Source organism: Frankia sp. Hr75.2, assembly GCF_949319125.1.
GTDB classification, from domain to species: Bacteria; Actinomycetota; Actinomycetes; order Frankiales; family Frankiaceae; genus Parafrankia; species Parafrankia soli.
Window position 1 is genome coordinate 17,606 of record NZ_CASGGV010000285.1, and the last position, 21,602, is coordinate 39,207.

Annotated in this window: 16 protein-coding genes; 5 read left to right on the top strand and 11 right to left on the bottom strand. The window is 74.1% G+C overall.

Going from position 1 to position 21,602, the window contains the following annotated elements; translation table 11 throughout:
* The first annotated feature begins 13 nt into the window (after nucleotides 1–13).
* Nucleotides 14–907: an exodeoxyribonuclease III gene (locus AC559T_RS19400; RefSeq protein ID WP_498869648.1), complete on the top strand. Its 894-nt coding sequence runs from the start codon at nucleotides 14–16 to the stop codon at nucleotides 905–907.
* A 147-nt stretch (nucleotides 908–1,054) separates the two neighbouring features.
* On the opposite strand, the gene AC559T_RS19405 is transcribed toward AC559T_RS19400, so the two are convergent.
* From AC559T_RS19405 to AC559T_RS19425, 5 genes are all read right to left on the bottom strand, one after another.
* Nucleotides 1,055–1,654, bottom strand: a complete 600-nt coding sequence (locus AC559T_RS19405; RefSeq protein ID WP_498869649.1) for an Hsp20/alpha crystallin family protein — start codon at nucleotides 1,652–1,654, stop codon at nucleotides 1,055–1,057.
* A gap of 443 nt (nucleotides 1,655–2,097) precedes the next feature.
* Nucleotides 2,098–2,835, bottom strand: a complete 738-nt coding sequence (locus AC559T_RS19410) for a DUF4230 domain-containing protein (protein WP_071061472.1) — start codon at nucleotides 2,833–2,835, stop codon at nucleotides 2,098–2,100.
* Nucleotides 2,836–2,917: 82 nt separating this feature from the next.
* Complete coding sequence (locus AC559T_RS19415) at nucleotides 2,918–4,966, bottom strand: SpoIIE family protein phosphatase (RefSeq protein ID WP_498869650.1); 2,049 nt, start codon at nucleotides 4,964–4,966, stop codon at nucleotides 2,918–2,920.
* 354 nt (nucleotides 4,967–5,320) lie between these two features.
* The gene (locus tag AC559T_RS19420) at nucleotides 5,321–5,650 is read right to left on the bottom strand and encodes a hypothetical protein (protein ID WP_498869651.1); all 330 of its coding nucleotides are present in this window, start codon (nucleotides 5,648–5,650) and stop codon (nucleotides 5,321–5,323) included.
* Nucleotides 5,651–6,051: 401 nt separating this feature from the next.
* Nucleotides 6,052–6,198 carry a hypothetical protein gene (locus AC559T_RS19425; protein ID WP_157904237.1) on the bottom strand — a complete coding sequence of 49 codons (147 nt, stop codon included), beginning with the start codon at nucleotides 6,196–6,198 and terminating at the stop codon, nucleotides 6,052–6,054.
* A gap of 3 nt (nucleotides 6,199–6,201) precedes the next feature.
* Here AC559T_RS19425 and AC559T_RS19430 point away from each other — a divergent pair, with 3 nt between their 5' ends.
* Both AC559T_RS19430 and AC559T_RS19435 read left to right on the top strand, forming a co-directional pair.
* On the top strand, nucleotides 6,202–7,422 hold the full coding sequence (locus AC559T_RS19430; RefSeq protein ID WP_112105815.1) for an ABC transporter ATP-binding protein: 1,221 nt from the start codon (nucleotides 6,202–6,204) through the stop codon (nucleotides 7,420–7,422).
* Nucleotides 7,419–8,204 (top strand): ABC transporter permease subunit, encoded by a 786-nt coding sequence (locus tag AC559T_RS19435; RefSeq protein WP_071061467.1) that lies wholly within the window; start codon nucleotides 7,419–7,421, stop codon nucleotides 8,202–8,204. Before AC559T_RS19430 ends, AC559T_RS19435 begins: the two co-directional genes overlap by 4 nt.
* Before the next feature lie 74 nt (nucleotides 8,205–8,278).
* Here the strand turns inward: AC559T_RS19435 and AC559T_RS19440 are convergent, their stop codons facing one another.
* The 3 genes from AC559T_RS19440 to AC559T_RS19450 form a co-directional block, all read right to left on the bottom strand.
* Nucleotides 8,279–10,084, bottom strand: coding sequence for a hypothetical protein (locus AC559T_RS19440; protein ID WP_498869652.1), 1,806 nt, complete (start codon nucleotides 10,082–10,084; stop codon nucleotides 8,279–8,281).
* Complete coding sequence (locus AC559T_RS19445) at nucleotides 10,084–10,869, bottom strand: FkbM family methyltransferase (RefSeq protein WP_020462765.1); 786 nt, start codon at nucleotides 10,867–10,869, stop codon at nucleotides 10,084–10,086. The genes AC559T_RS19440 and AC559T_RS19445 overlap by 1 nt, the downstream gene beginning before the upstream one ends.
* A 178-nt stretch (nucleotides 10,870–11,047) precedes the next feature.
* Nucleotides 11,048–12,586: a lipopolysaccharide biosynthesis protein gene (locus AC559T_RS19450; RefSeq protein WP_498869653.1), complete on the bottom strand. Its 1,539-nt coding sequence runs from the start codon at nucleotides 12,584–12,586 to the stop codon at nucleotides 11,048–11,050.
* 258 nt (nucleotides 12,587–12,844) lie between these two features.
* Here AC559T_RS19450 and AC559T_RS19455 point away from each other — a divergent pair, with 258 nt between their 5' ends.
* The gene (locus tag AC559T_RS19455; protein WP_498869654.1) at nucleotides 12,845–14,557 is read left to right on the top strand and encodes a glycosyltransferase family 4 protein; all 1,713 of its coding nucleotides are present in this window, start codon (nucleotides 12,845–12,847) and stop codon (nucleotides 14,555–14,557) included.
* Here the strand turns inward: AC559T_RS19455 and AC559T_RS19460 are convergent.
* Entirely contained in the window at nucleotides 14,537–18,484 is a 3,948-nt protein-coding gene (locus AC559T_RS19460) for an alpha-(1->3)-arabinofuranosyltransferase (RefSeq protein WP_498869655.1), read from the bottom strand. The two genes, AC559T_RS19455 and AC559T_RS19460, sit on opposite strands and share 21 nt — an antisense overlap.
* Nucleotides 18,485–18,805: 321 nt before the next feature.
* Nucleotides 18,806–19,975: a dolichyl-phosphate beta-glucosyltransferase gene (locus tag AC559T_RS19465; protein WP_498869656.1), complete on the bottom strand. Its 1,170-nt coding sequence runs from the start codon at nucleotides 19,973–19,975 to the stop codon at nucleotides 18,806–18,808.
* Between the two features lie 796 nt (nucleotides 19,976–20,771).
* Here AC559T_RS19465 and AC559T_RS19470 point away from each other — a divergent pair.
* Entirely contained in the window at nucleotides 20,772–21,170 is a 399-nt protein-coding gene (locus tag AC559T_RS19470; protein WP_498869657.1) for a hypothetical protein, read from the top strand.
* Here the strand turns inward: AC559T_RS19470 and AC559T_RS19475 are convergent.
* On the bottom strand, nucleotides 21,116–21,601 hold the full coding sequence (locus AC559T_RS19475; protein ID WP_020462770.1) for a ribose-5-phosphate isomerase: 486 nt from the start codon (nucleotides 21,599–21,601) through the stop codon (nucleotides 21,116–21,118). The two genes, AC559T_RS19470 and AC559T_RS19475, sit on opposite strands and share 55 nt — an antisense overlap.
* Nucleotide 21,602 lies beyond the last annotated feature (1 nt).

A 21,602-nucleotide genomic window follows, 5' to 3' on the forward strand; every position in this document is an offset into this window, starting at 1 on the left:
ACCGTCTCACGGTGTGCGGATCGCGACCTGGAACATCAACTCGGCCAAGGCCCGGCAGCCCCGGCTGATCGAATGGCTTGACCGCGCGAGCCCCGACGTGGTCTGCCTGCAGGAGACCAAGCTCTCGGACGAGGCGTTCCTCGAGCTCTTCGACGAGGATCTCTTCCGCCGCGGCTACCGGGTCGCGCACCACGGCGACGGCCGCTGGAACGGGGTGGCGATCCTCTCCCGCGCCGGGCTGGAGGACGTACGGCGCGGGCTGCCCGGCGACCCCGGGTTCCCGGGGCCCGAGCCGCGGGCGATCTCCGCGAGCTGCGGCGGGATCCGGATCTGGTCGCTGTACGTGCCCAACGGGCGCACGGTGGAGGACCCGCACTACGCCTACAAGCTGGCCTGGCTGGCCGCACTGCGCGACGTCGTGGCCGAGCTCGCCCCGCAGGGGCCGGTGATGACGCTCGGCGACTTCAACATCGCGCCGACGGACGCCGACGTCTGGGACATCGCCGAGTTCGAGGGCGCGACCCACGTGACCGAGGCCGAGCGCGCCGCGCTCGGGCGGCTGCACGAGGCCGGCCTGCTCGACCTGATGCGCGAGCGCTGGCCGGACGAGACCGTCTACACCTACTGGGACTACCGTCAGCTCTGCTTCCCCAAGAACTACGGGATGCGCATCGACCTGACCCTGGCCACGGCCGACGTCGCGGCCCGGGCACGCGCGGTGTGGGTAGACCGGGCCGCCCGCAAGGGCACCGGGACGAGCGACCACGCCCCGGTCGTCGTCGACCTGGACGAGGCGCCGGACGGCGACATCGGCCCGATGGTGCCGCCCCCGTCCTCGCGCGGCTCCTCCGCGCGTGGGTCGTCCTCCCGCGCCGGGGCGGGCACCCGCCGCCGCGCCTCCACCTGACCGCTCCCCGGCCGGCTGCCGACGCCGGCTCGGCCCGTAACGCAGTCGCCCCCGGCGAACGGACCAGACAGGGTCCGCACACCGGGGGCGATCATGCTTCGTTCTCCGGTCAGGCGCTGCTAGCGCGCCGACCGGTGCCGCGTTGGGTCAGGACGCGGGCGACTCGGCCGCCGCGCCGCCGTCACGCAGGGCACTACTCTCGGCGACGGAGCTGTTCTGGGCGCTGGAGCTGTTCTCCGTGCCGGCGCTCCCCTCCGCCGTGGGCAGCTGCGCCGCCGCCGGGGAGGCGCTGACCGGGATCCGCGTGCTGCGCGGCGCCGCCGCCGCTCCCGCCAGCCGGACGGTCAGCACACCGCGGTCGTAGCGCGCGCTGATCCCGGTCGCGTCGACGTTCTCCGGAAGGGCGAACTCCCGGCGGAACGACCCGTGCCACCGCTCGCGGTGTACCCGGCCGTTGACCGTCTTCTCCTGGGTGGACGAACGCTCACCGCGGACGACGAGCGCCCCGCGGTCGATCTCCACCGTCACGTCCTTCTCGACGTCGACACCCGGCAGCTCGAGATTGATCAGAACGTCGTCCCCGTCGACCAGGACATCGGCGCTCGGCACGACGCTCTGCGGACGGTTCGTCGCGCGCAGCGGGCGCACGGTGCGCTCCCGCGAGCCCCACGACCGCCGGACGATCTCGTTGAACTCACGGTCCATGCGCTCGAACGCGGCGAACGGGTCCCACAGGTAGGTGCTCATCTCGGTCGTACTCCCCTCTGGGCGGGGCCTCGTGCGTGAAGCCTCTCGTCGTCGGGCCCGATCGGCCTCTCCGTCGGGCACGTGCATGAGTCTAGACGACTCAATCTTACGAAGGCAAGTGAGCTCAGTAACTCGCATGCCACTGATGTGCAGAACCATTGTCGGAGGAGGCTCTGCTCCTGCGGCGCCACCCCCCACCGCGCAGGACAAACCGCTGCGGGCTCCGACAGTCACCCGCGTTACGGCGCCGACCAGGAGGAACCTCGCGCGAGGACGCCGTCTGACCACCAGTGAGCCGGACCCATGGGCGGGCAGGCCGCCGAACGCGTGAGCGGCCCAGCGCGTCCGGTCGTCCCGGATCGCGCTGGGCCGCGTCTCCGCCCACCGCTGCTCCGTCCCGCCGGCGGGAGACCACCGGCAGGAGGGGTTCGGCGCCCGGGGCGTTACTTGGGGTCCTCCGCGTAGGTCACCTTCACATCGGTGAAGCCGAGCGCACCGAGAAGGCCGCGCAGCATCGCCGTGGTGTTCGTCTTCGCGAGCGCGAGCACCTGGCCGTCGGCATTCGCGGCGTCGGCCATCTTCGCGGACGCCGTCTGGTAGAGCTCGGAGTCATTGCTCTGGCCGCCGAACAGCCCGCCCACCCGGTTCAGCACGCCCCGCTGGCGGGCGACCACGTAGCTCTTGGCGAGATCGAGCCGCGGCTCGGAGATGGTGGGAGCGGGCAGCTGGATGGTCACCGACCGCCGGTCCGCGGAGACGGTGACCGCGCCGTCCCCGAGCTTGCCGAAGTCGATGACCGAGTCGACGGTGCCGACCCCGACGAACAGCGTGCGCTCCCCGCGCAGCGCGTCCGGGATCCAGCGACTGTCCTCCTCCAGGTCGACGACGACCTCGAAGTGCGCGCTCGCCGCGTGGTACTCGCTGAGATCCTCGAGCGAGCGGAGCACGGCCGGCGAGCTGCGGTCGATCGTCCGCTCCTCGAACGGGTTCGGTATCGACGGCCGCCAACCGGTGACGAACGCGAGGCCGGAGATGACGAGGAGCACCAGCACGAGGTAGGCGATCAGGCGGACGGGGCTGAGTCGGGAGCGCACCGCGCGGATACGTCGCGTGGCGCCGGAATCGTCCTGCTCGGTGGAACCAGGCGTGTCCCGAAGGGCGGAACCGGACTCGTCACTCATGGTCGGACATGTACCCGACGAAGATTGCGATCAATCGTTGTCGCGATCGTGCCGCGCGTCGCTTCCCAGCCGCGGGGGCCGGTCAGGAGCGCGGGCGGGAGACCTCGGTGGTGCGGGCGACGACGATCGCGGTGCGGTCGTCGCTCGGCCGACCCGGGGCGTGGCGCCGCACGACCTCGAACGCGTCGTCCAACAGCTCGGCCGGCGCCCGCCGCGGGTCGCGCAGCAGCTCGGCGACGAGCCGATCGACGCCGAACTGTTGGTTGGCCGCGTTCCTGGCCTCCACCAGCCCGTCGGTGTACACGAACAGCACGTCGCCGGGTTCCAGCCGCAGCACGTCGGTGTGCCACGCGCCGTCGGCGGCGACCAGGCTCGACATGATCGGCCCGGTGGCGGCCAGGCAGGCCACCTCCGCGCGGCGGCCGGCGGCCTGTGGCCGTCCCGGCCCCGTTTCCGGGAGTCCCGGGCCCCCAGCCCCAGCCCCGCCACCACCGCTGCCGCCGCTGCCCGCGCCAGCGCCGCTGCCACCGCTGCCACCGCCAGCGCGGCTGCCAGCGCCGTCACCGACGCCTCCGGACCCGGCGCGGGCCGCCGCCGAGGCCAGTCCTGGCTCCCGCGCCTCCCCGCCGGAGGCACCACGCCCGGACCGGCTCACCGCCTCGGCGCGCGCCCCGCGCCCCGCGCCGGCCGTGCCCTCGACGGCGTCCACTCCAGAAGTGTCCGTTCCGACGAGACCGGCTCCAACGGCATCGGCTGCGGCGGCATCGCGCTCGACGGCCTCGCCCTCGATAGTCTCGCTGACGACGGCACCGGCGACGAACGTGCCGGCGACGGCGACAACCGTCCGCGGACCGGCGGGCTCCCCCGCCCTGGGCGCGCCCTCTCCGACGTCGCCCGCGGTCCCGGCGCGACGCGCCCGGCGCAGCAGCAGCGCGTCCGGATGGCCCGCGTTGGCGAGCCGGACCTCCCCGCTGGCGGGGTCGACCACCGCGACCACCGCGGTCGCGAACATCTCGTCGGTCTCCCCGAGGCTGTCGACGACCCACTCGATCGCCTGGCCGGGATCGGCGCCCCGGGTCAGCGCGGCGTCGAGGAGCTGCTTGAGGCGCAACGCGAAGACACCGGCCACGGCGCCATGGCCGGAGACGTCACCGACCACGATCCCGACCCGTCCGTCCGGGAGCTCGAAGGAGTCGTACCAGTCGCCGGCGAGCTCGCCCTGCGCCGGGTCGACCCGTCCCCGCAGCACCAGCCCAGGCGCCCGCAGCACGGACGGTGTGAGCGCGTCACGCAACGCGACCACCGCCGGCCCCTGCTGGGCGAGGGCCTCCCATGACCGCTCGTTCTGCCGCACGAGCCGGACGAGCTGCGCGCGCATCGCCTCGATGTTGCCGGCGAGCTCGACGATCTCCTCCGGCCCGACCTCGGGGATCCTGGTGTCGTACCGGCCGGCAGCGACGGCGTTCACCGCCCGGCGCAGGGCGTCGATGGGGCGCAGCAGCCACCTGCGCAGCACGGTCAACACCGTGAGTACCACGCCGAGAATCACAAACGCGGCGCTCGCCAGTGAGCTGAGGAGGAGGACCGCGGCGCTCTCCAGCCGCCCGGACGCCGTGGTCTGCTCGTTGTCGATCGCTATCCCGAGATCCGCCACCCGGCCGCGCAGCTCGTTGAAGCGCACCCTGCCGCCGGCCTTTTCGATGTTCCGCGCGATCTGGACGTCGCCGACCTCCATCGCGGCGACCTCGGGTTCGGCGACATCACTGCGCCACGCCTGGTAGGCGGCCTCGATCTCGGCGGTGCCCTGGATGAGGTCGGGGAACTCGGCCAGCAGTTGCTGTAGCCGGTTCATCTGCTGGGGAATCGTGCGATCGGACTCGATGTACGGGCCGAGGAAGCTCGGCTCCTCGGTGATGAGATAGCCGCGGACGGCGCTCTCCTGGTCGACGAAGTCGGCGAGCAGAAGAGCGGTGGTCGTCGCCGCCGGGTCGAGCCGCTCGCCGCGCTCGGCGGCCGCGTTGTTCGCGCGCAACGCGGCGAACACGGCGAGCGTGAGCATCACGGCTACGGCGATCGTGGAGATCGTGACGAGCACGCGGATACCGCTGCGCAGACCCGCCGTCTCACCCACCCGTCACTCCTCCGGCGCACGACCGCGGTGATCCCGGGGGTGTCCCCGGGGAGGCCGTCCCGCCACGACGCACTGTCCTCAGGAGACATTGTCGTCCAGGTCGGGAGACGCCCATCCAGCGGCCATCCGATCAGCAACGCCGGGGCACCAGATCCCGACATCGTTCGGTGTCGACCTCCGGTAGTTCCGGTGTCGGGTATGCATGGTTGGCATGCGTAATCATGGTGCCGGGCAGCGGGTGGGGGCCGGGAGCCGGCACACCTCCGACCGTCGGCACGCCGGGCATCGGCGAGACATCGGCCGGACATCGGGCAGACGGTGGTGGTCCGCGCGGGACACCGCGCGCGGTAGCCGTCAACGGCGCGGGCCCACGCGTTCGGGCTTCGGCCGCTGGGATCCGGCTCGACGCGGGCCACTGTGGTAACGGTGCGCTCGCACACCCCAACCGATCGTGATCACCAACAGGGCGCCGAGGAGGGACCCGACGACCGCCCGTGACGTGGGCTCGGCGCCCGCCGGGTGGGCGAGCACGACCTGACCGACGGCTCCGCCGAGCAGCGCGCCGAGGACGCCCAGCACGGAGGCCGTCCTCAGCGTCAGCGGGCGGCGGCCGGGAAGGACCGCTCGGGCCGCCACCGCCGCGAGCATCCCGAGCACGAACGAGGTGAGCACGAACCAGAGCACCGATCGCCCCCCGCCGGCCGCCGCCCGCCCCGGATGGGCCCTGGGCGAACCACGATCACACTGAGATACCCTGCCAACACGTTCGGGAACCAAGCGTGGCGGACGTCCCCCGCCGGGATTTCGTCCTTTCTGGTGGTCCCACCCGATTCGCACGGCGGGCACGGCCGGGGTCCGGCCCCGGACTCCTCGTCTCGACAGGACACCGCCAGGAACGTTCGGCTACCGTGCGTTCGTTCGAGTAACCGAGCAGAAAGAGCGGAACCCACCGGCGCGACTGGTGGTTACCTGTCGTCACCCGACTGTTTCGTCAGTGCAGGCCGTGTGGTGGTGAGGAACCGCGGCGCGGTGAGGAGCATCAGCCCCGGCGGAAGACGCCTCGCGTTCCGCCGGCCCAGGCACGGTCACTCGAACCCGGTCCCGGCACGGCCGTCCGCGGCCGTGCCCATCCCGTGGGCGTACCGCCCTCCTCGTCGCCGTTCGGCGACCATGACGTCCACTCGCCCGAAGGAGATCATTCCGACGATGCCGACGACGACCTCATCAGGCACGCGATGACGGCGAGCACGCCCGCCGAGCCGGCGCGTCGCCAGGCCGCCCCGTCCGACACCGGGCGGGGCGGGGCGACGTCGACCGTCCCGTCCGACACCAGGCGGCGGGGCGGGGCGACGTCGACCGCGCCCGCCCGCGGCCGGCACCGTGGCTCGCGGCCGGTGCCGTCCGACACCGCGGTCTGGACCCGCGGCCTGTCCAAGCGGTACGGCGAACGCCGCGTCGTGGATCACCTGGACCTCCGCGTTCCCGTCGGCGCCCTCTCCGGCTTCGTCGGACCGAACGGCGCCGGCAAGTCGACGACGCTGCGGATGCTGCTGGGCCTGGTCCGCCCGACCGAGGGCCAGGCCTACGTCCTCGGCGAGCCGGTGAGCGCGCCCGATCAGTACCTCGACCGGACCGGGGCGATGATCGAAGGGCCGACGTTCCATCCGGGCCTGTCCGGTCGGCGCAATCTCGACCAGCTCGCCCTGCTGCGCGGACTCGGCCGATCCCACCGGGCGGGCGGAGCCAGCAGGCACGGAGCGGTTGGTGCGGGAGCGGCCGGCCCCGGCCGGCGGGGCCGGCGCGATCGGGTGGCGGAGGTACTCGACCAGGTCGGCCTCTCCACCCGGGCCGACGACAGGTTCAGCACCTATTCCCTGGGGATGAAGCAGCGGCTCGGTATCGCGGCGGCGCTGCTACCGAACCCGGACCTGCTGATCCTGGACGAGCCGACGAACGGGTTGGACCCGGCCGGCATCCGGGAGATCCGCACGTTGCTGCGGGATCTCGCCGGCACGGGGATGACGGTCTTCGTGTCCAGCCACCTGCTCTCGGAGGTGGAGCAGATCTGCGACCACCTGGTGATGATCAGGAACGGCCGGATGCTGTTCCAGGGGCATGTGGCCGAACTCCTGGCGGCCGAGGACCCGCGCATCCTGATGGTGCCCGAGCGCGATGACGACGCCGTCCGGCTCGCCGGGGTGCTGGGCGCGGCCGGGCTGCGCATAGAGATCGAGATGGCCGGCGGGTCACGGCCCATGCCGGCGATGGTCGAACGGCACCCGGTGGTCGTCGCGCACGCGCCCGAAGGGCTGGCGCCGGACATCAACCGGCTGGCCATGCGGGCCGGGATCACCCTGCGGTCGATCCGGACGCACCGGCCGAACCTGGAGGAGACCTTCCTCAAGGCGACGGGGGACGTCGACGGTGACCTGACGATGCGAGGTGGTGCCACATGATCGACGCTTTCCGCTCCGAGTGGGTACCGCTGCTGCGCCGGCGGTTCCTGGTCGGCACTCTCGTCGCCGTCGCGGCCGTCGCCGCGCTGGGCACGGCGCTGACGATCTTCTCGGCGGGCCGCACCGACTTCGACGGCGATCCGGTGTCGGTCGCGATGCTCGCCGCGCCGTCCGGGGTCATCGAGGGCCTGGAGGCGGTGACGATCCTGCTGGGTGTGGTGGCGCTGTCCGTCACCGCCTCGGCGATCGCCGGCGAGTACTCCCATGGGACGCTGCGCAACCAGCTCGTCGCGCAGCCGCACCGGTTGCGGCTGCTGGCCGGCAAGGTGCTGGCGCTGGTGGTCTTCCTCGTGCTCGTGGTCACCGTGTCCGCGCTGGTCACGGTGGGGCTGTCGTTCGCCCTGGCGCCGTTGAACAACATCCCGACCGACGCGTGGCTGTCCCTTCCCGGGCTGGCCGAGTTCGGGAAGGGCCTGGCCAACGTGGCGTTCGGCACCCTCGGCTACGCCGCCGTCGGGGCGCTCGCGGCCGTGGTGCTGCGCTCCCCCGCCGCGGCGATCGCGGTCGGGGTCGCCTACGCCCTGCCGGTCGAGATGCTGGTGTCCCGGATCTACGCCCCGGCCGGCGGGTGGCTGCCGGCGCACCTGATGGAGATCGTGGCCGTCGGCGGCAACGGGTACACGACCGCGTACTCCGCCGCGGGCGTGCGGGTGCTGGTGTTCTGCGGGCTGGCCGCGGCGGTCACGGCGGTGCTGTTCCGCCGCCGGGACGTCACCGCCTGACGACCAGGGCGCCGGCCCGCGCGCCGGCCCGCCCGTCCGACCGCACCGGAACCGCCCGGCGCGCGGGCCGGCGCTCACTCGCGGAGCAGCACGTCCAGGTTCACCCGCAGCAGCCACTGGTCCAGCTTGAACGGCGGGTAGGGCCAGCGGATGCCGTCGAGCACCATCTGGTTCACCGGCAGCCACAGCACGCGGCGCCGCGCGTCCACCGCCCCCCGCCGGATCCCGACGTACCGGGTCGCCGGCCCGCGCAGGTGGTCCAGGCCGACGTCCACCGGGTCCAGGGTCCGGAAGGTCATCCGGCTGCCCCGGCCCGCCGGGCGCACCGCCGTCACTAAACCGTCCAGGCCGGCGAGGAGCACCGTCCCGGTCGTCGGGTCGACGGTCAGGCTGCGCACCAGCCCGCCGCGGTCGGTGTTGGCGACGAGGAAGTCCGGCCGGTTGTCCTGGCCCCAGGTCGCGACCGGCCAGTTGCCGGTGGCCGGAGTCCGGGTGACCAGGCCCCGCTCGCGCCCGAGCTTCGGGTAGACCGCGAGGCGGTCGGCGCGCAGCCCGTCGGCCTTCGTCCGGGCCACGTAGAGGGTGCCGTCCGCGCCGAAGCCCGCGGTCTCCATCCGCGAGCCGTCCTGCACGGCGCGCACCGCGGTGCTGCGCGGGATGATCCGGCCGGTCGACGCCTGGTACGAGAACTCCTGGATCGGGAACGGATGCGTGACGTAGTCGGCGCCCCGGCAGTCGCTGATCAGGACGAAGCGCTCGTCGTCGGCCTCGCTGGTCGGGTCGGCGACGACCTCCCGCGGGTTGACCACCACCTGTACGCCCAGCGGCCGGACCTGCGGGTACTGCCAGTACGCGCGGACGCGGCCGTCGAGGTCGAGGACCATGAGCGCGCCGTTCTCCGTCCCGCCGTAGCCGGTACCGAGGTACTGGGCGACGACCAGGTGCCCGCTGCGCGGGAGCCTGGCGATGGACGCGGGGCCGCGCGGCGAACGCGGCTGCCCCTGGTAGACGACGGGGAAGGCGGTGGCGGCGATGTGCGGCTCGAGGGTGCCCGCCAGGGCGTCGGCGGTGCGCGACAGCCCCGGGTCGTAGCGCCACGCGCCGCCCGGGCCGCCGCGGCGCAGTTGCCCGAAGGCCGGCAGCTGGCCGTAGGTCCGCACGTCCCAGTTGTAGTAGGGCATCAGCGAGGTGAAGACGGCCCGCTCGCCCTCCTCCCCTGCCGGCGCGGGCACCACGATGACGTCCGAGACGTCGCCGCCGCCGATGCCGGCGAAGGCGGGGTCGGCGCGCGGCTGCGCCTCCCTGCCGGTGGAGGACGGGATGACCAGGCGGGTGAAACGGCGCCCCTCCGGCTCGAACAGGCCGAGCTCCATGCCGGTCCCGGTGAGCTTCGACTGGTCGTCGGTGAACGGCGTCGTGCCGATGAAGACCGTTCCGTCCGCCGCGACCGCCGACATGAACCCGGCCTGCCCGGGGCCGAATCCCCAGCCAGGCACGTCGACGACGTCGATCCTGGACGCGGAGCCGAGATCACCGAACGTGCCCGGCGCGCCGAAGATCGTCAGCAGGTCCTCGGGGATCTCCTTGAGCGAGCCGGGGGGCAGGGACGGAGCCGCGGTGGCCCCGCCCACCGGCGTGGACGCGTGCGGCGACGGCAGCCACGACGGCGGGCCGGAGCCGTCGTCGAGCAGGCGCCACGCGGCCGCCCCGGCGGCGGACAGCGCGCCGAGGCCGGCCACGCCGGCGATCAGCCGCCGGCGGGTGAACGCCGGAGCGGGAGCGCCCGGCCGGCCGGAGCGGGGCCTCCCGAGATCGTTGGTGGCGTCCGGGTCGAGCTCGGCCGCGTCGGTCCGGTCGGCCGCGTCGGTCGGGTCCGGCATCAGATGCGGGCGGCCCTGGGACGGAAGACGATCGTGTTGACGTAGCTGTCCCCGGTGCCCTCGGCGACGGCGCGCAGGTACCCGTGCTGGGCGACGGCCTCCATCCCGCGCTGGTGACCGACCAGGTCGAAACCCTCGAGCCGGTGCCACACCCCGTCGAGGTGGAAGGTGCCCTCGTAGCCCCAGCTCGCCAGCAGGTCGAGGGTGTCGGCGGCCGGCGACCGCGCGTCCTCCACCTCGACGACCAGCACCGGCCGGAACCGGCGCACCAGGCCCTCGGCGCCGCGCAGGACGGCCAGCTCGTGCCCCTCGACGTCAACCTTGATCAGGCCGACGTCCCGCAGGTCGAGCGAGTCCAGCCGGATCGTCTCCACGTCGACGGCCCGGCCCTCGGCGGCGGAGGCCCCGGCCGCGTCACGGCCGGTCGGACGCAGCAGCGAGGCACGCCCCTCGGTGCCCCGGCCGCCCGGGGGCAGCCACAACCGTGCCGTCCCGGCCGTGTCCGACGCCGCCTTCGGCACCACGGTCACGTTGGACGGCGCCGTCCTGGCCACGAAGTCGGCCAGCTCCGGGTTGGCCTCGACGGTCACCACCGACCGGGCCACCCTGGACAGCCAGTACGTCCACGGGCCGTACCAGGCACCCACGTCGACCGCGGTCTGGTGCGGGTCGACGAACATGCGGACCTGGCTCAGGATCGGCTCGAAGCGGCGGTGGGCGTAAGCGATGGCCGAGGCGAAGACCTTGTCGGGGATGCGCTCGGCGAGGGAACTGGTCAGGGCCACGGATACTCCGTTCGGACGGCCCGCCGGAGGGCGGGTCGCGATGGGCCTCCGGCCCGCCGTCCGGCGGGCTGCTTCGGGCCTTGGTGGGAACGTTCGCCGGGCACGGACGCCCGGCACGGGTGGGCGCTGGCTGCCGGCGACGCGGCGAGCGGTGCGGCGAGCGGTGCGCTGTCAGGTGTCACCAGACGCCGACGGGCTGTGCCTCCCCGCCGGGAGGATGCTGACCCGGAGGGACCGTACCCGCCTCGCCGGTGGCGGCGGCCGGCGCCGTGGCGGCCCGCGCGTCGGCGCGGTGCAGGCGGTGTACCAGGGCCCCGAGGACCAGCGCCGTCATGGCATGGCAGGCGAGCCCGGCCAGCGAGGTCCGCATCGGGTCCCCGCCGGCGAGGCCCAGCGCCGCCGCCGTGACGACGGCACACACCGTCAGGACCGCGACGACCTGCCGCTGGGCCGCGCCGAGCAGGTAGGTGGTGAACATCAGCGTCACGGCCAGGCAGGTCATGCCGAGCGCGAGCACGGACAGTGAGAAGGCCGCGCCTGCGAGGTCGGGTCCGAAGACCATCGACAGCAGCGGCCTGGCGGCCACCGAACCGAGGGCGGCGAGCAGCAGACCCGGGGTGACGACGAACGCGAGCGCCACCGCCAGCACCGGGGCCGTGCCGTGCCCGGCGGCCCGCCTGCGCGCCGCCTCGGGCAGCAGGAAGTTCGCCACCGCCAGGCCGATGAACACCGGGATCTTGCACGCCGTCGAGATCGCCGCGTAGGCGCCGGCCCCGTCGTGGTCCAGCCAGCCGACGATCACGACGTCCATGTTCTGCAGCAGCGCGAGCGGGACGAGCGCGCCGAGCGCGACCCAGGTGTCGGCCAACAGCCCGCTGCGGCCGGACCGCGTCGGCCCGGGGATGAGCAGCGGGCCGGTGGCGGTCAGCGGGCGAGGCCCGGACACAGCCGTGTCCGGGGCCCCGTCGGGGCCCGGGGCCTGCTCACCGAGGGCCGGCGCACCACCGGAACGGACCGGCCCGGTGAACGTCACTCGGCTGTCCGGTGCTCCGGTGGAGGGTGGTGCCGCCGCGTGGGGCTTCGCGGCCCTCGCCGGGCGCGGGACCTTCGCGACCCCCAGCCGGGCGTGCTCGGCGCCGAGCGCGATGCCCAGCACCAGCCCGAGCCCCGCGCCGTTGACCCCCAGGCCCGCGCCGACGAAGGCGACGATCAGCCCGATCCGCAGCGCCGCCTCGACCACGAAGTTGACCGCCAGGCGCGGATAGGCCCCCCGGGCCTGGAGCACCCCGCGCTCGACGCACAGCAACGTCCACACCGCCGCGCCGATCACGGCCTCGGCGACGGCCAGCGGGTGGGCGTAGGAGAGCAGGGCCGCGGCCGGCCGGCACAGCAGCACGGCGGCGGCCGATGCGGCGACCACACCGATGCCACAGACACCACGCAGGCGCCTGATCCAGGCCCGCTGGGCGCGCCGGCTGTCGCCGTCATCGGCGGTCTCCCGCTGCACGACGGCGATGAGCAGCGCGTTGCCGACCACCGAGAGGATCATGAAAATGCTGACCTGGACGACCACCGCGCCGTACCGGGCCGGGTCGAGCACCCGCGCGAGCACCAGGTTCATGAACAGGTTGAGACCGTTCACGAGGACACCCGCGACCGCCAGCGCCGCCGGGCCGGCCAACATCCCGGCGATCATCGCCCGGGAGCGCGTCGCCATCTGCCTCTTCCTGGGTCCGTGTTCCTGGGTCCGTGCGTTCCTGCCGCGGTCGGTGCTCCGCGCTGGCTGGTACTCCGCGCCGGTTGGTACTCCGCGCCGGTCGAGGCGGGCCACCGGCTGGCGGGCGGAATTGCCGGTAATCGTACGACCACACACAACGGGCCGTCGCGGGCGGCGGTCCCGTAGCGCCCCCCGAAGGTGGGGGGCGGCCGGCCAGTAGGTTTGCGCCGCGAGACCTCCAGCGATGGGAGACATCCGGTGACCACAGCCGCGCCCCGGCCCGTTCACGCCCTCACCGGGCGTCACCTGGTCTTCCTCAACTGGCGCGACAACGCCCATCCGCAGGCCGGCGGGGCGGAGCTGTTCTGCCACTCGGTCGCGGAGCGGTTCGCCGCTGCCGGCGTCCGCGTCACCCTGCTCACCTCCCGCCCGCCGGGCGCCGCCGCCGCCTCGACCACGGACGGCGGGGTCGCCGTGCGCCGCGGCGGGGGCACCTTCGGGGTGTACCCGTCGGTGCTCGCCCGGCTGGCGCGGATGGTCCGCTCCGGGGAGCGGGTCGACGCCGTCGTCGACTGCCAGAACGGCATCCCGTTCTTCAGCCCGCTCGTGCTGCCGAGCCGGATTCCGGTGGTGCAGGTGCTGCACCACGTCCACCAGAAGCAGTTCCCGCTGTACTTCCCGCGGCCGGTGGCGCGGATCGGCCAGCTGCTCGAGACCCCGGGCAGCCGGTGGGTCTACGGCCGCCGGCCGGTGGCCGTGGTCTCGCCGTCCACCAGGGACGAGGCCCGTGGGGTGCTGGCGCTGCCCGGGGCCCGGTTCCTCGTCCCGAACGGCGTCACCATCGCCGACGGTGATGGTGACGCCGGCGGCGATGCCGTCGCCTCCGGCGGCGCGGGCGGGACGGACGGCCCGTTCGGTACCGAGGGCGCCATCGGGGCGAGGGCGGCGGCGCCCACGATCGTGTGTGTGGGCCGGCTCGTCCCGCACAAGCGCCTGCACCTGCTGATCGAGGCGCTGCCCGTGCTGGTCGGGCGGCACCCGGGCCTCAGCCTGCACCTCGTCGGCGACGGGCCGGACCGCCGCCGCCTCGCCGACATCGCCGCCCGGTTGATGCTCACACAGGGCGACGGCTCGTCGGACGCGACCGTGCGCTGGCACGGATTCGCGGCTCCCGAGGTCCGCGACGCCGTTCTGGCGTCGGCCTGGCTGACGGTGAACCCCTCCCACGGCGAAGGATGGGGCCTGTCGGTACTCGAGGCGAACGGGATGGGGGTACCGGCGGTCGCGTTCCGGGTTCCGGGACTGCGCGACTCCGTCCGCGACGGGGTGACCGGCTGGCTGGTGGACGAGCCCGGGCAGCTCGCCGACGCGGTCGACCGCGCGTTGACCCTGCTCGCCGACCCGGCGCGGGCCGGGGAGATCCGCGCGGCCGCGCGGGCGTGGGCCGGCGGCTTCAGCTGGGACACCAGCGCCGATCTGCTGGCCGCCGTCATCGGCTCCGAGCTCGACCGGCTCGCCGGGGCCGGCGCGGGCGGCCGCTCGGCCGGGGGCCCGGGCGAGCCTCCGGCCCGGCACGCGCCGGCACGCCCACTCGCCGCCCGCCCGCCGCGGGACCGGCGGCGCCGCGACGACCAGGCGACCTGGGTCGAGTTCGATCTGGCGCCGGGTGCGGAGGTTCCCGTGCTGCGCCGGACCGATCTGGTCTTCGAGATCGCCCCGGAATCCGGTGCGGCCGGCCCGGAGCCGGGGCTGCCGGGCCCGGGGCGCCGGTTCGTCGCGCTGTTCTACGGGGCCGACAGCACCGGGGCCCGCACCGCGCTGGCCCGTCGCGGGCTGCGGCCGGCGCAGCGGCCCCGCGCGGCCACCGGCGAGGACCTGCTCCTCGCCGCCACGCACGCCGGCCCGAACCGCGCCAGCGCCAGCGCCGCCGGCGGCGGCGGCGGCGTACGGCTACGGGACATGGCCGGCTGAGCCGTCCGAGGTCGGTCCGGGTGATGCGGGCCGGGCCGGCTCGGCACGGCGCAGCGCGAGTGCGGCGACCGTCGCGGCGAACGCCAGCGATCCGAGGGTCTGGGCCTGCCAGCCGAACGCGCCCTCGCCCGAGAACGGAATGCTGTCGGGGCTGACCGCGACGGCGATGCCGGAGCCGACCATGCCAGCCACCGCCAGCACGCCGAGCATCACCGGGAACCGCCGACCGACGAGGACCAGGACCGGTACCGCGAGCGCCAGCCAGCCCGCTACCAGGAACACCGCGGCTGTCGCCAGCGCCATCCCCGCCCAGGCGCCCGGAACGCGGGTGAGCAGCCCGACCAGCGGGACGCGCCCCGGCTCGAGGCCCAGCGGGTACCCGTCGGGGTCGGAGCGGCGCCGGAGCCGGTGCCGGCCCGGGACGGCCGCCAGGACGATCAGGAGAACGACCAGGGCGAGCCCGATGAGCAGGTTGCGCCGGTACTCCTGGCCGGGAAGGTTCTCGATCACGACCGTGCCGGCGGCCCCCGCCGGCACGATCCAGCCCTGCGCCCAGCCGTCGAGCCGGACCGCGGTGAGCGGCTTCCCGTCCAGGGTCGCCGTCCAGGACGCGTTCGCGTTCTCCCGCACCGACACGAAGGACCTGGCGCCGGCGCCGATCTCGATCGTCCGCCGCTCGGCGCCCCACTCCCCGATCCGGGTCGTCCGTGGCTTCTCCGTGCTGGTCGCGGCGGTGGTGCCGACCAGGCTGAGCGAGTCGACGAGCATCGTCGACTGGCCGAGGTCGACGGTGATCAGGTGCTGACCCGGGTCCAGGGTGATCTGGTGGCCCTCCGAGCACAGGCTGATGCGGAACGGCCGCGCGGTGGCGAGGTCGCTGTATTTGCCCTCGACCTGGATGTCGTGGCGGACTCCGTCGATCGTCAGGGCCGGCCCCTGGCCACATGGGATGACCAGCGGATCGTCGGAGGAGTCGACTTCGGCGCCGGCCGGCGGCGGGAGGGCGCTCGCGGTGCCGGTGAGGGTGAAGGTGAGGCGGCGGGGCACCTCGAACCGCCGGGAGAGCGTGATCTCCTCGGATCCGCCGAAGGGCTGGAGCGGGTCGACCCTGGTCCGCTCGAAGGAGTAGGCGACCAGCCCCTCGTCCGGTGCCTGGAACTCGTCGACCATGTCGGCCGGGGCCTGGGCGTACCGCTGGAACCGCACGCCGGGGATCTCGATCTCGCGCAGGCCGGCCCCGAGGACGGGGTCGGTCTCCCGGCTGACCTTGTCGAAGGTGATCCTGTACCAGCGGCTCATCCCCGGGGGCACCGCCAGCCGCTGGATGTCCTCGATCGGCGAGACCCGGGTGACCGCCGACCCACGCTCGGTGGTCACCCGCAGCGCCTCGACCTCCGGGCGCCAGCCGCCCTCCTGCAGCAGCCGGATGTCGATGTAGGGCACGGACATCTCGCGGCCGACGTCGAGCTGGATCCACTGTCCCTGGGAGGTCGCGCCCTGACGGCGCCGCGCCGTCCAGGAGGTCGAGGTCTGCCCGTCGACGGCCGCGGACGGCGCGAAGTCAGGAGCCGCGAGCAGGTCGTAGCCGTAGGAGGAGGCCTGCACGGACATCCCGTCGGCGTAGCCGGCGACGGTCTGGTGACCGACCACCGGCCGGTCGACCCACTGGCTCGGCGCGCCGGGCCGGCCGGCGACGGTCTCGTCCGGGCCGAGCAGGTAGGACGCCGAGTCGTGCACGATGCCGAAGGTGTAGTCACGGCGGGTGTTGGTGTCGGTGACGGCCCAGGCCGTCGTGGGCGTGACGACCTGGGACGCCGGCGGAGGATCGGCGATGGGCGCCCGCGTGATCGCGGTGTCGTCGGCCGCGCCGGCCGCGCCGGCCGCCGTGCCGCCGGCGGGGCGGTCCGGCTCGGCGAGGTCCCCGGCCAGCACCACGGCTCGATCGGCGCTGAGCAGCCCCTGGCCGGCGAGCTGCACGGTGGCCTCGGGGCCGCCGGAGACGACGACCCCGGTGTCGACCGGGTAGGCCTGGACCATGCTGGCTCCCCCGGGCACCGTCCAGATCTCGATCGCCGGGACCTTCTCGGCGGACTCGCTCAGGGATTCGACGAGCCGGGCCTTGGCGGTGGTGCGGGCCTGGACCTCGGGCCCGAAGGACGCCGCCCGGACCAGGCCCGAGCTCTCCAGCGAGCGGTGTAGCTGGTCCGTCGACGGCGGGATGTCCCAGTCCTTCTGCTCGATGTCGTTACGCACGAGCACCTGGCCGACCCCCGCGCGGGCCAGCGTCACCCCGAGCCCGGGGGTGGAGCCGGTGGCCATCATGTGTTCGATGCCGTCCATCAGGCGGGTCGTCCCGACACCGCCCAGCGGGATGATGTTGCGCACCCCCCAGGGGGTGCGGGCGAGCCACTGCAGCGGCTCGTCGAGGGGGCGGCCCCACTGGTACTCGCCGAACGGGGCGCCCGGCAGGACAAGGGCCCGCCCGCCCTCGGGATGGTCCGCGAGCCAGTCGGCCGCCTGGGCCCAGTAGTCCGGCACCTTCGTGAAGGGGCGGGGCTGCAGGCCCTGGCCACGCAGCATCGGTGCCATCCCGGCGACCAGCGTCCCGACCGTCACCAGGATGGCCAGCACCGGGACGAGCCTGCGCCGATCATCGCCGGCGCCCTCCGCGCCGCGCCGTGCCCTGCCCGCGGGCCCGGCGTCCTCAGGCGGGCCGGCGGCGCCGGCCCGGACCGCGCCGGGACGCCACGAGAGGGCCACGCCGAGCAGGTGCGCGAGGCCCAGCGCCAGCGGCAGCCGGACGACCGGCTGGAACTTGTAGACATTGCGCAGGAACCCGAACGGCTCGGTCAGCAGCGAGCGGACGCCGTCCGCGAGCGGGCTGCCCGGCTGGCCCGGGTAGGCCGCCGCCACCGCCACCACCCCGACGGCGAGCGTGACGAGCAGGAAGCGGCGGGCTGGGAGATCCCGGCGGACCAGGCCGGCGAGACCGAAGGCGGACACCACCGCCGAGGCGACGACCGCCAGCGGGGTGCTCACGTACTCCTGGGCCGCCGGCAGCCAGGGGGTCGGCAGCGAGAGGTAGGCCATCCAGTCCGCGGCGCCGCGCAGCGTCTCGCCGACCGAGGTGGTTCCCGTCGTGGTGTCGGCGGTCTCGGTGAAGGGGAGGAAGTTCAGCCCGTAGCGGCCCTGGACGGCCAGCGCGAGCATCCACCAGGCGCACGCCAGCACCACGCACACACACCACCATGCCCGCAGTGCCCAGGCCCGCCGTGTCGCGCCCGCGAACACCAGGACGACGGCCGGGCAGAGCAGCACACACAGCGTGACGGTCGCGTTGATGCCACCGGTGCACAGCACCGCCAGCCCCGACAGGGCCGCGGCGCGCCGCGGCGACAGACGCGCGGCGGCCAACTCCCGGGCCCGCTCCCCGGTGTCGTCACGGTGGCCCGTGTCCGCCCCGCCGGCGCCGTCGGGGCGCAGCGCGAGGATCAGCGGCAGGGTGATCCAGGGCAGCATCGCCGCCCCGACCATCGCGACGGACGTCGCGCCGACCTTGCCGAGGAACATGGGCGACAGGGCGTAGCTCAGGCCGGCCAGGAACCGGGCGCTCGGCCGACCGATCCCGAGCGCCTCGGCGAGGCGGACCGTGCCCCAGGCGGCGGTGGTGAGCAGCACCGCCATCCACAGCCGCTGGGTGATCCACGGCGGCACGCCGAGCAGGTTCCCCAGCCCGAAGAAGGGGCCCATCGGGAACAGGTAGCCGGCGTACTGGTTCGGCAGGAAGCCGAAGTCGGACGTCGAGTTCCACAGGTGCGTGGCCGCCGACATGAACCGCCACGGCTCGAGCGGGACGTCGAGCTTGGTGTCGGCTGTCAGCTTCCCCGGTGCCTGGAGGAGGAACAGCAGGACGAAGCCGGCGAACATCGCCAGCAGCGGCCGGCGGGAGGCCCGGCCGGGCGCCGCGCGGGGGCGGTCGGACCGTGACCGGCCCGCCCCGCGGAGGCCGCGGGCAGGGGCTCCCGCGGACGTGTGATCGGCGGCCGGGTCGGTCGGACCCGGGCGGACGGCGTGTCCGGCCGGCGAGGAGGAGATGGGAGGCTCCAGGCGGTAGTCGGGATTGGCCCGACCTTCATACAACCTCGCACCGACAGGGCTGGGGACCGGTGCGGCCGGCGGGAGCCGGTGACGCCCGGGCGGCGGCCGGTTCCCGCGGCGGCGCGACCGGGCCCGGGCAGGCTCCGCTGGTCACGGTGCGGGCGCAGGACCGGGTATCTCACCGCGGGAGGGCGACGGGGTGAACCGCCCGGTCCCGTGCGCCACGCTCACGGCTGGAACCGCGGGAGCGGGACGCGGCATGGGGCGGGGCACCGCGGGGGGCAGCGCGGGAACGGCCGTGGGCCGGGCCGGAGCAGCCGCGGGCAGCGCGGGAACGGCCGTGGGCCGGGCCGGAGCGGCGGCGGTCGTGGGCCGGGCGACAGGCACCGGCCGGGCCGGTGTGCCGGGCCGGGTACGAGCCGTCGGCCGGGCCGGTGTGCCGGGCCGGGTACGAGCCGTCGGCCGGGCCGGTGTGCCGGGCCGGGTGGGGGTCGCGGGCACTGGCAGCTGGCCGGGCGGGGCACCCTGCGGTTCCCCCGCACCGCGCGGCGTGGCCGGCCGGCCGAGCAGCTCGGACGCGTCCACGACGCCGAGCTCGCCCAGCCGCTGGCGACGGCTGACCGGCGGGAGCCCGACCCGGCTGAGATAGCGGCGGGCCCGGACGACGTCGACGAGCATCGCGGGGGTGTGCCGGGTAATCCGGAAGGTGCCGCCGGGCGTCTCCTCCCAGCGCACGGGTACCTCGGCGATGCGATAGCCCACCGAGCGCGCGATCGAGAGCACCTCGACGTCGAATCCGAAGCCGGTGGAGCGCGCGAGACTGAAAAGAATCTTGGCTTCCGCGTGCCGAAACGCCTTGAAGCCACACTGCGTGTCAGCGACGTCCAGCGCCGCGAGTGAACGCGTAATCTGGTTGAAAGCCCAGCTACCGGCCCTGCGGCCGCTTGTCCGGGTGGCTCCGTCGCCGATTCGCCGCGAACCCAGCGCCACCTCGGCGTGCTCGAGCGCGGCGAGCAGCAACGGCAGGTCGTTCACGTCGGAGGCCCCGTCGGCGTCCATGAAGACGATCGACCGGCCATGCGCGGCCGACACGCCCGCCCTTACCGCGGTGCCCTTTCCGCAGTTCCACGGCAGGCGTACCACACGGTGGTTCGGAAAGCCCTCGAGCAGGTCCTCTGCGACCCCGGCGGTGCCATCGGTGCTGCCGTCGTCGACGACGATCACCTCAGCCCTGGGGATCTTGCCCACGACAGCCAGCAGCCGCGGCAGGGACGCCGGAAGACGAAGTGCCTCGTTGTAAGCGGGAATGACCACGCTCACGGGCACAAGGTCCATTACTCACCCCTCGGCTGTGACGACAGGAGCGATGACCGGACCCTCACCGGATGGAGTCTGTCCGTGGCGACCAGTCTGAATCGCCGAGTTTCGGGGGAGTTGCGTGCTCTGTCAACTTCCTCCCGTCTTAGCGACGTCTGTACGCCAGAGGGCGACAGATCCGCTCGCTTACCGGTCATACCCGCGCAACGATCGCCGCAGATCGGCGCTCAGCATACGGAATGGCCTGAAGATCGACGCCGCTGGGCAGACGGGGTTCTTCATGGTCAGCGGCAACACCGGGAACATTGTACGCAACGACACCAAGGTGCTACTCATCGTTCACATCTACCTCCCGAGAAGCCCCGGATCGTCACATGTGTACCTGGACCCGGAAACAGCACGAAACTTCGGGACCTGACGGCGACGTCGGTGTCGACGGTCGCACGAACCACGGCGGGGATGTCCGGCGGGTGGCCCCGGCGGCACCCCGCGACGGGGCCATCCGCCGCCCCGGGGCCCGGTACGACCCGGTTCTCGACCACCCCGCGAACATGGGGCCACCAGGAGATTTCCCAATGGGAACAGCCCCCTGGCCACGGGGCGCCGGCACCGGAGATGCGGGTGGTCACTACGTCCGCGGAATACCACCATCGTGCGTTCCGCCGGCCGTACGGCACGGGGATCCGCGCATCCGCGCACGCACGCGGGCACCATACGGTTCGAGGCCTTTCCGGCGGCCCGCACGCGCCCGACGTACCGCGGCCGCCGGCCACCGCGCGCGGACCTGACGGGAGGCGGCATGCCACGTGACGACCAACACCGCGCCGACGCGATGCTGCGCGGCCTGGTGGGCGCCGGGCGCTCCCGGCTGAGCCTCAGCGCCGCGATGCGCGCGCGGGACGTCTCCCGCCCCACCGAGGCGGACCTGGCCTGGGCGGAGCAGGCGGTCGTGCTGCGCCACGCCCACCCCGCGCCGGCGGGGCCCGGCGGCGCCACGGATCCGGCGGCAGGCCGCGCCGCCACGCGCTCCGCCGACAGCCCCGGCCCGTCGAGCCCGTCAGGCCCGTCGGACCCGTCAGCGGGCCGAGGGCGCGCCGGACGGCCGCGGCGGGCCGGTGGGGCCCGCCGCGGGCCGAACGGCGCTCAGGACGCCGGCGAGGAGGGGGACGGCTCGGGGATCTCCCCGGAACGCTCGTAGGCGGAGATCATCCGCAGTCGGCGGAGGTGACGCTGCTCTCCGCTGAACGGCGTCGCGAGGAAGATCTCGACCAGCTCCACCGCCTCGGGCAGCGAGTGCATGCGGGCGCCCACGCTGATCACGTTGGCGTCGTTGTGCTGGCGGGCGAGGGTCGCCGTCTGTTCGCTCCAGACCAGGGCCGCACGCACCCCGTCAACCTTGTTGGCGGCGATGACCTCGCCGTTCCCCGAGCCGCCGATCACGATCCCCAGGCTGTCGGGCTCCGCCGCGGCGGCGGCCGCGGCGGCCATGACGAACGGCGGGTAGTCGTCGTCGGGGTCGTACTCGACAGGCCCGTGGTCGACGGGGGCGTGGCCGAGCTCCGCGAGGCGCGCGACGAGAGCCTTCTTCAGGTGGAACCCGGCGTGATCAGAACCCAGATGGACGCGCATG

Excerpts from the sequence above, each read along its gene's own strand:
- AC559T_RS19405 (WP_498869649.1), bottom strand. The coding sequence starts at position 1,654 with ATGAGCACCTACCTGTGGGACCCGTTCGCCGCGTTCGAGCGCATGGAC.
- AC559T_RS19410 (WP_071061472.1), bottom strand. The coding sequence starts at position 2,835 with ATGAGTGACGAGTCCGGTTCCGCCCTTCGGGACACGCCTGGTTCCACC.
- AC559T_RS19430 (WP_112105815.1), top strand. The coding sequence starts at position 6,202 with ATGACGGCGAGCACGCCCGCCGAGCCGGCGCGTCGCCAGGCCGCCCCG.
- AC559T_RS19435 (WP_071061467.1), top strand. The coding sequence starts at position 7,419 with ATGATCGACGCTTTCCGCTCCGAGTGGGTACCGCTGCTGCGCCGGCGG.
- AC559T_RS19440 (WP_498869652.1), bottom strand. The coding sequence starts at position 10,084 with ATGCCGGACCCGACCGACGCGGCCGACCGGACCGACGCGGCCGAGCTC.
- AC559T_RS19450 (WP_498869653.1), bottom strand. The coding sequence starts at position 12,586 with ATGGCGACGCGCTCCCGGGCGATGATCGCCGGGATGTTGGCCGGCCCG.
- AC559T_RS19460 (WP_498869655.1), bottom strand. The coding sequence starts at position 18,484 with ATGTTCGCCGGCTTCGTCCTGCTGTTCCTCCTCCAGGCACCGGGGAAG.
- AC559T_RS19470 (WP_498869657.1), top strand. The coding sequence starts at position 20,772 with ATGCCACGTGACGACCAACACCGCGCCGACGCGATGCTGCGCGGCCTG.
- AC559T_RS19475 (WP_020462770.1), bottom strand. The coding sequence starts at position 21,601 with ATGCGCGTCCATCTGGGTTCTGATCACGCCGGGTTCCACCTGAAGAAG.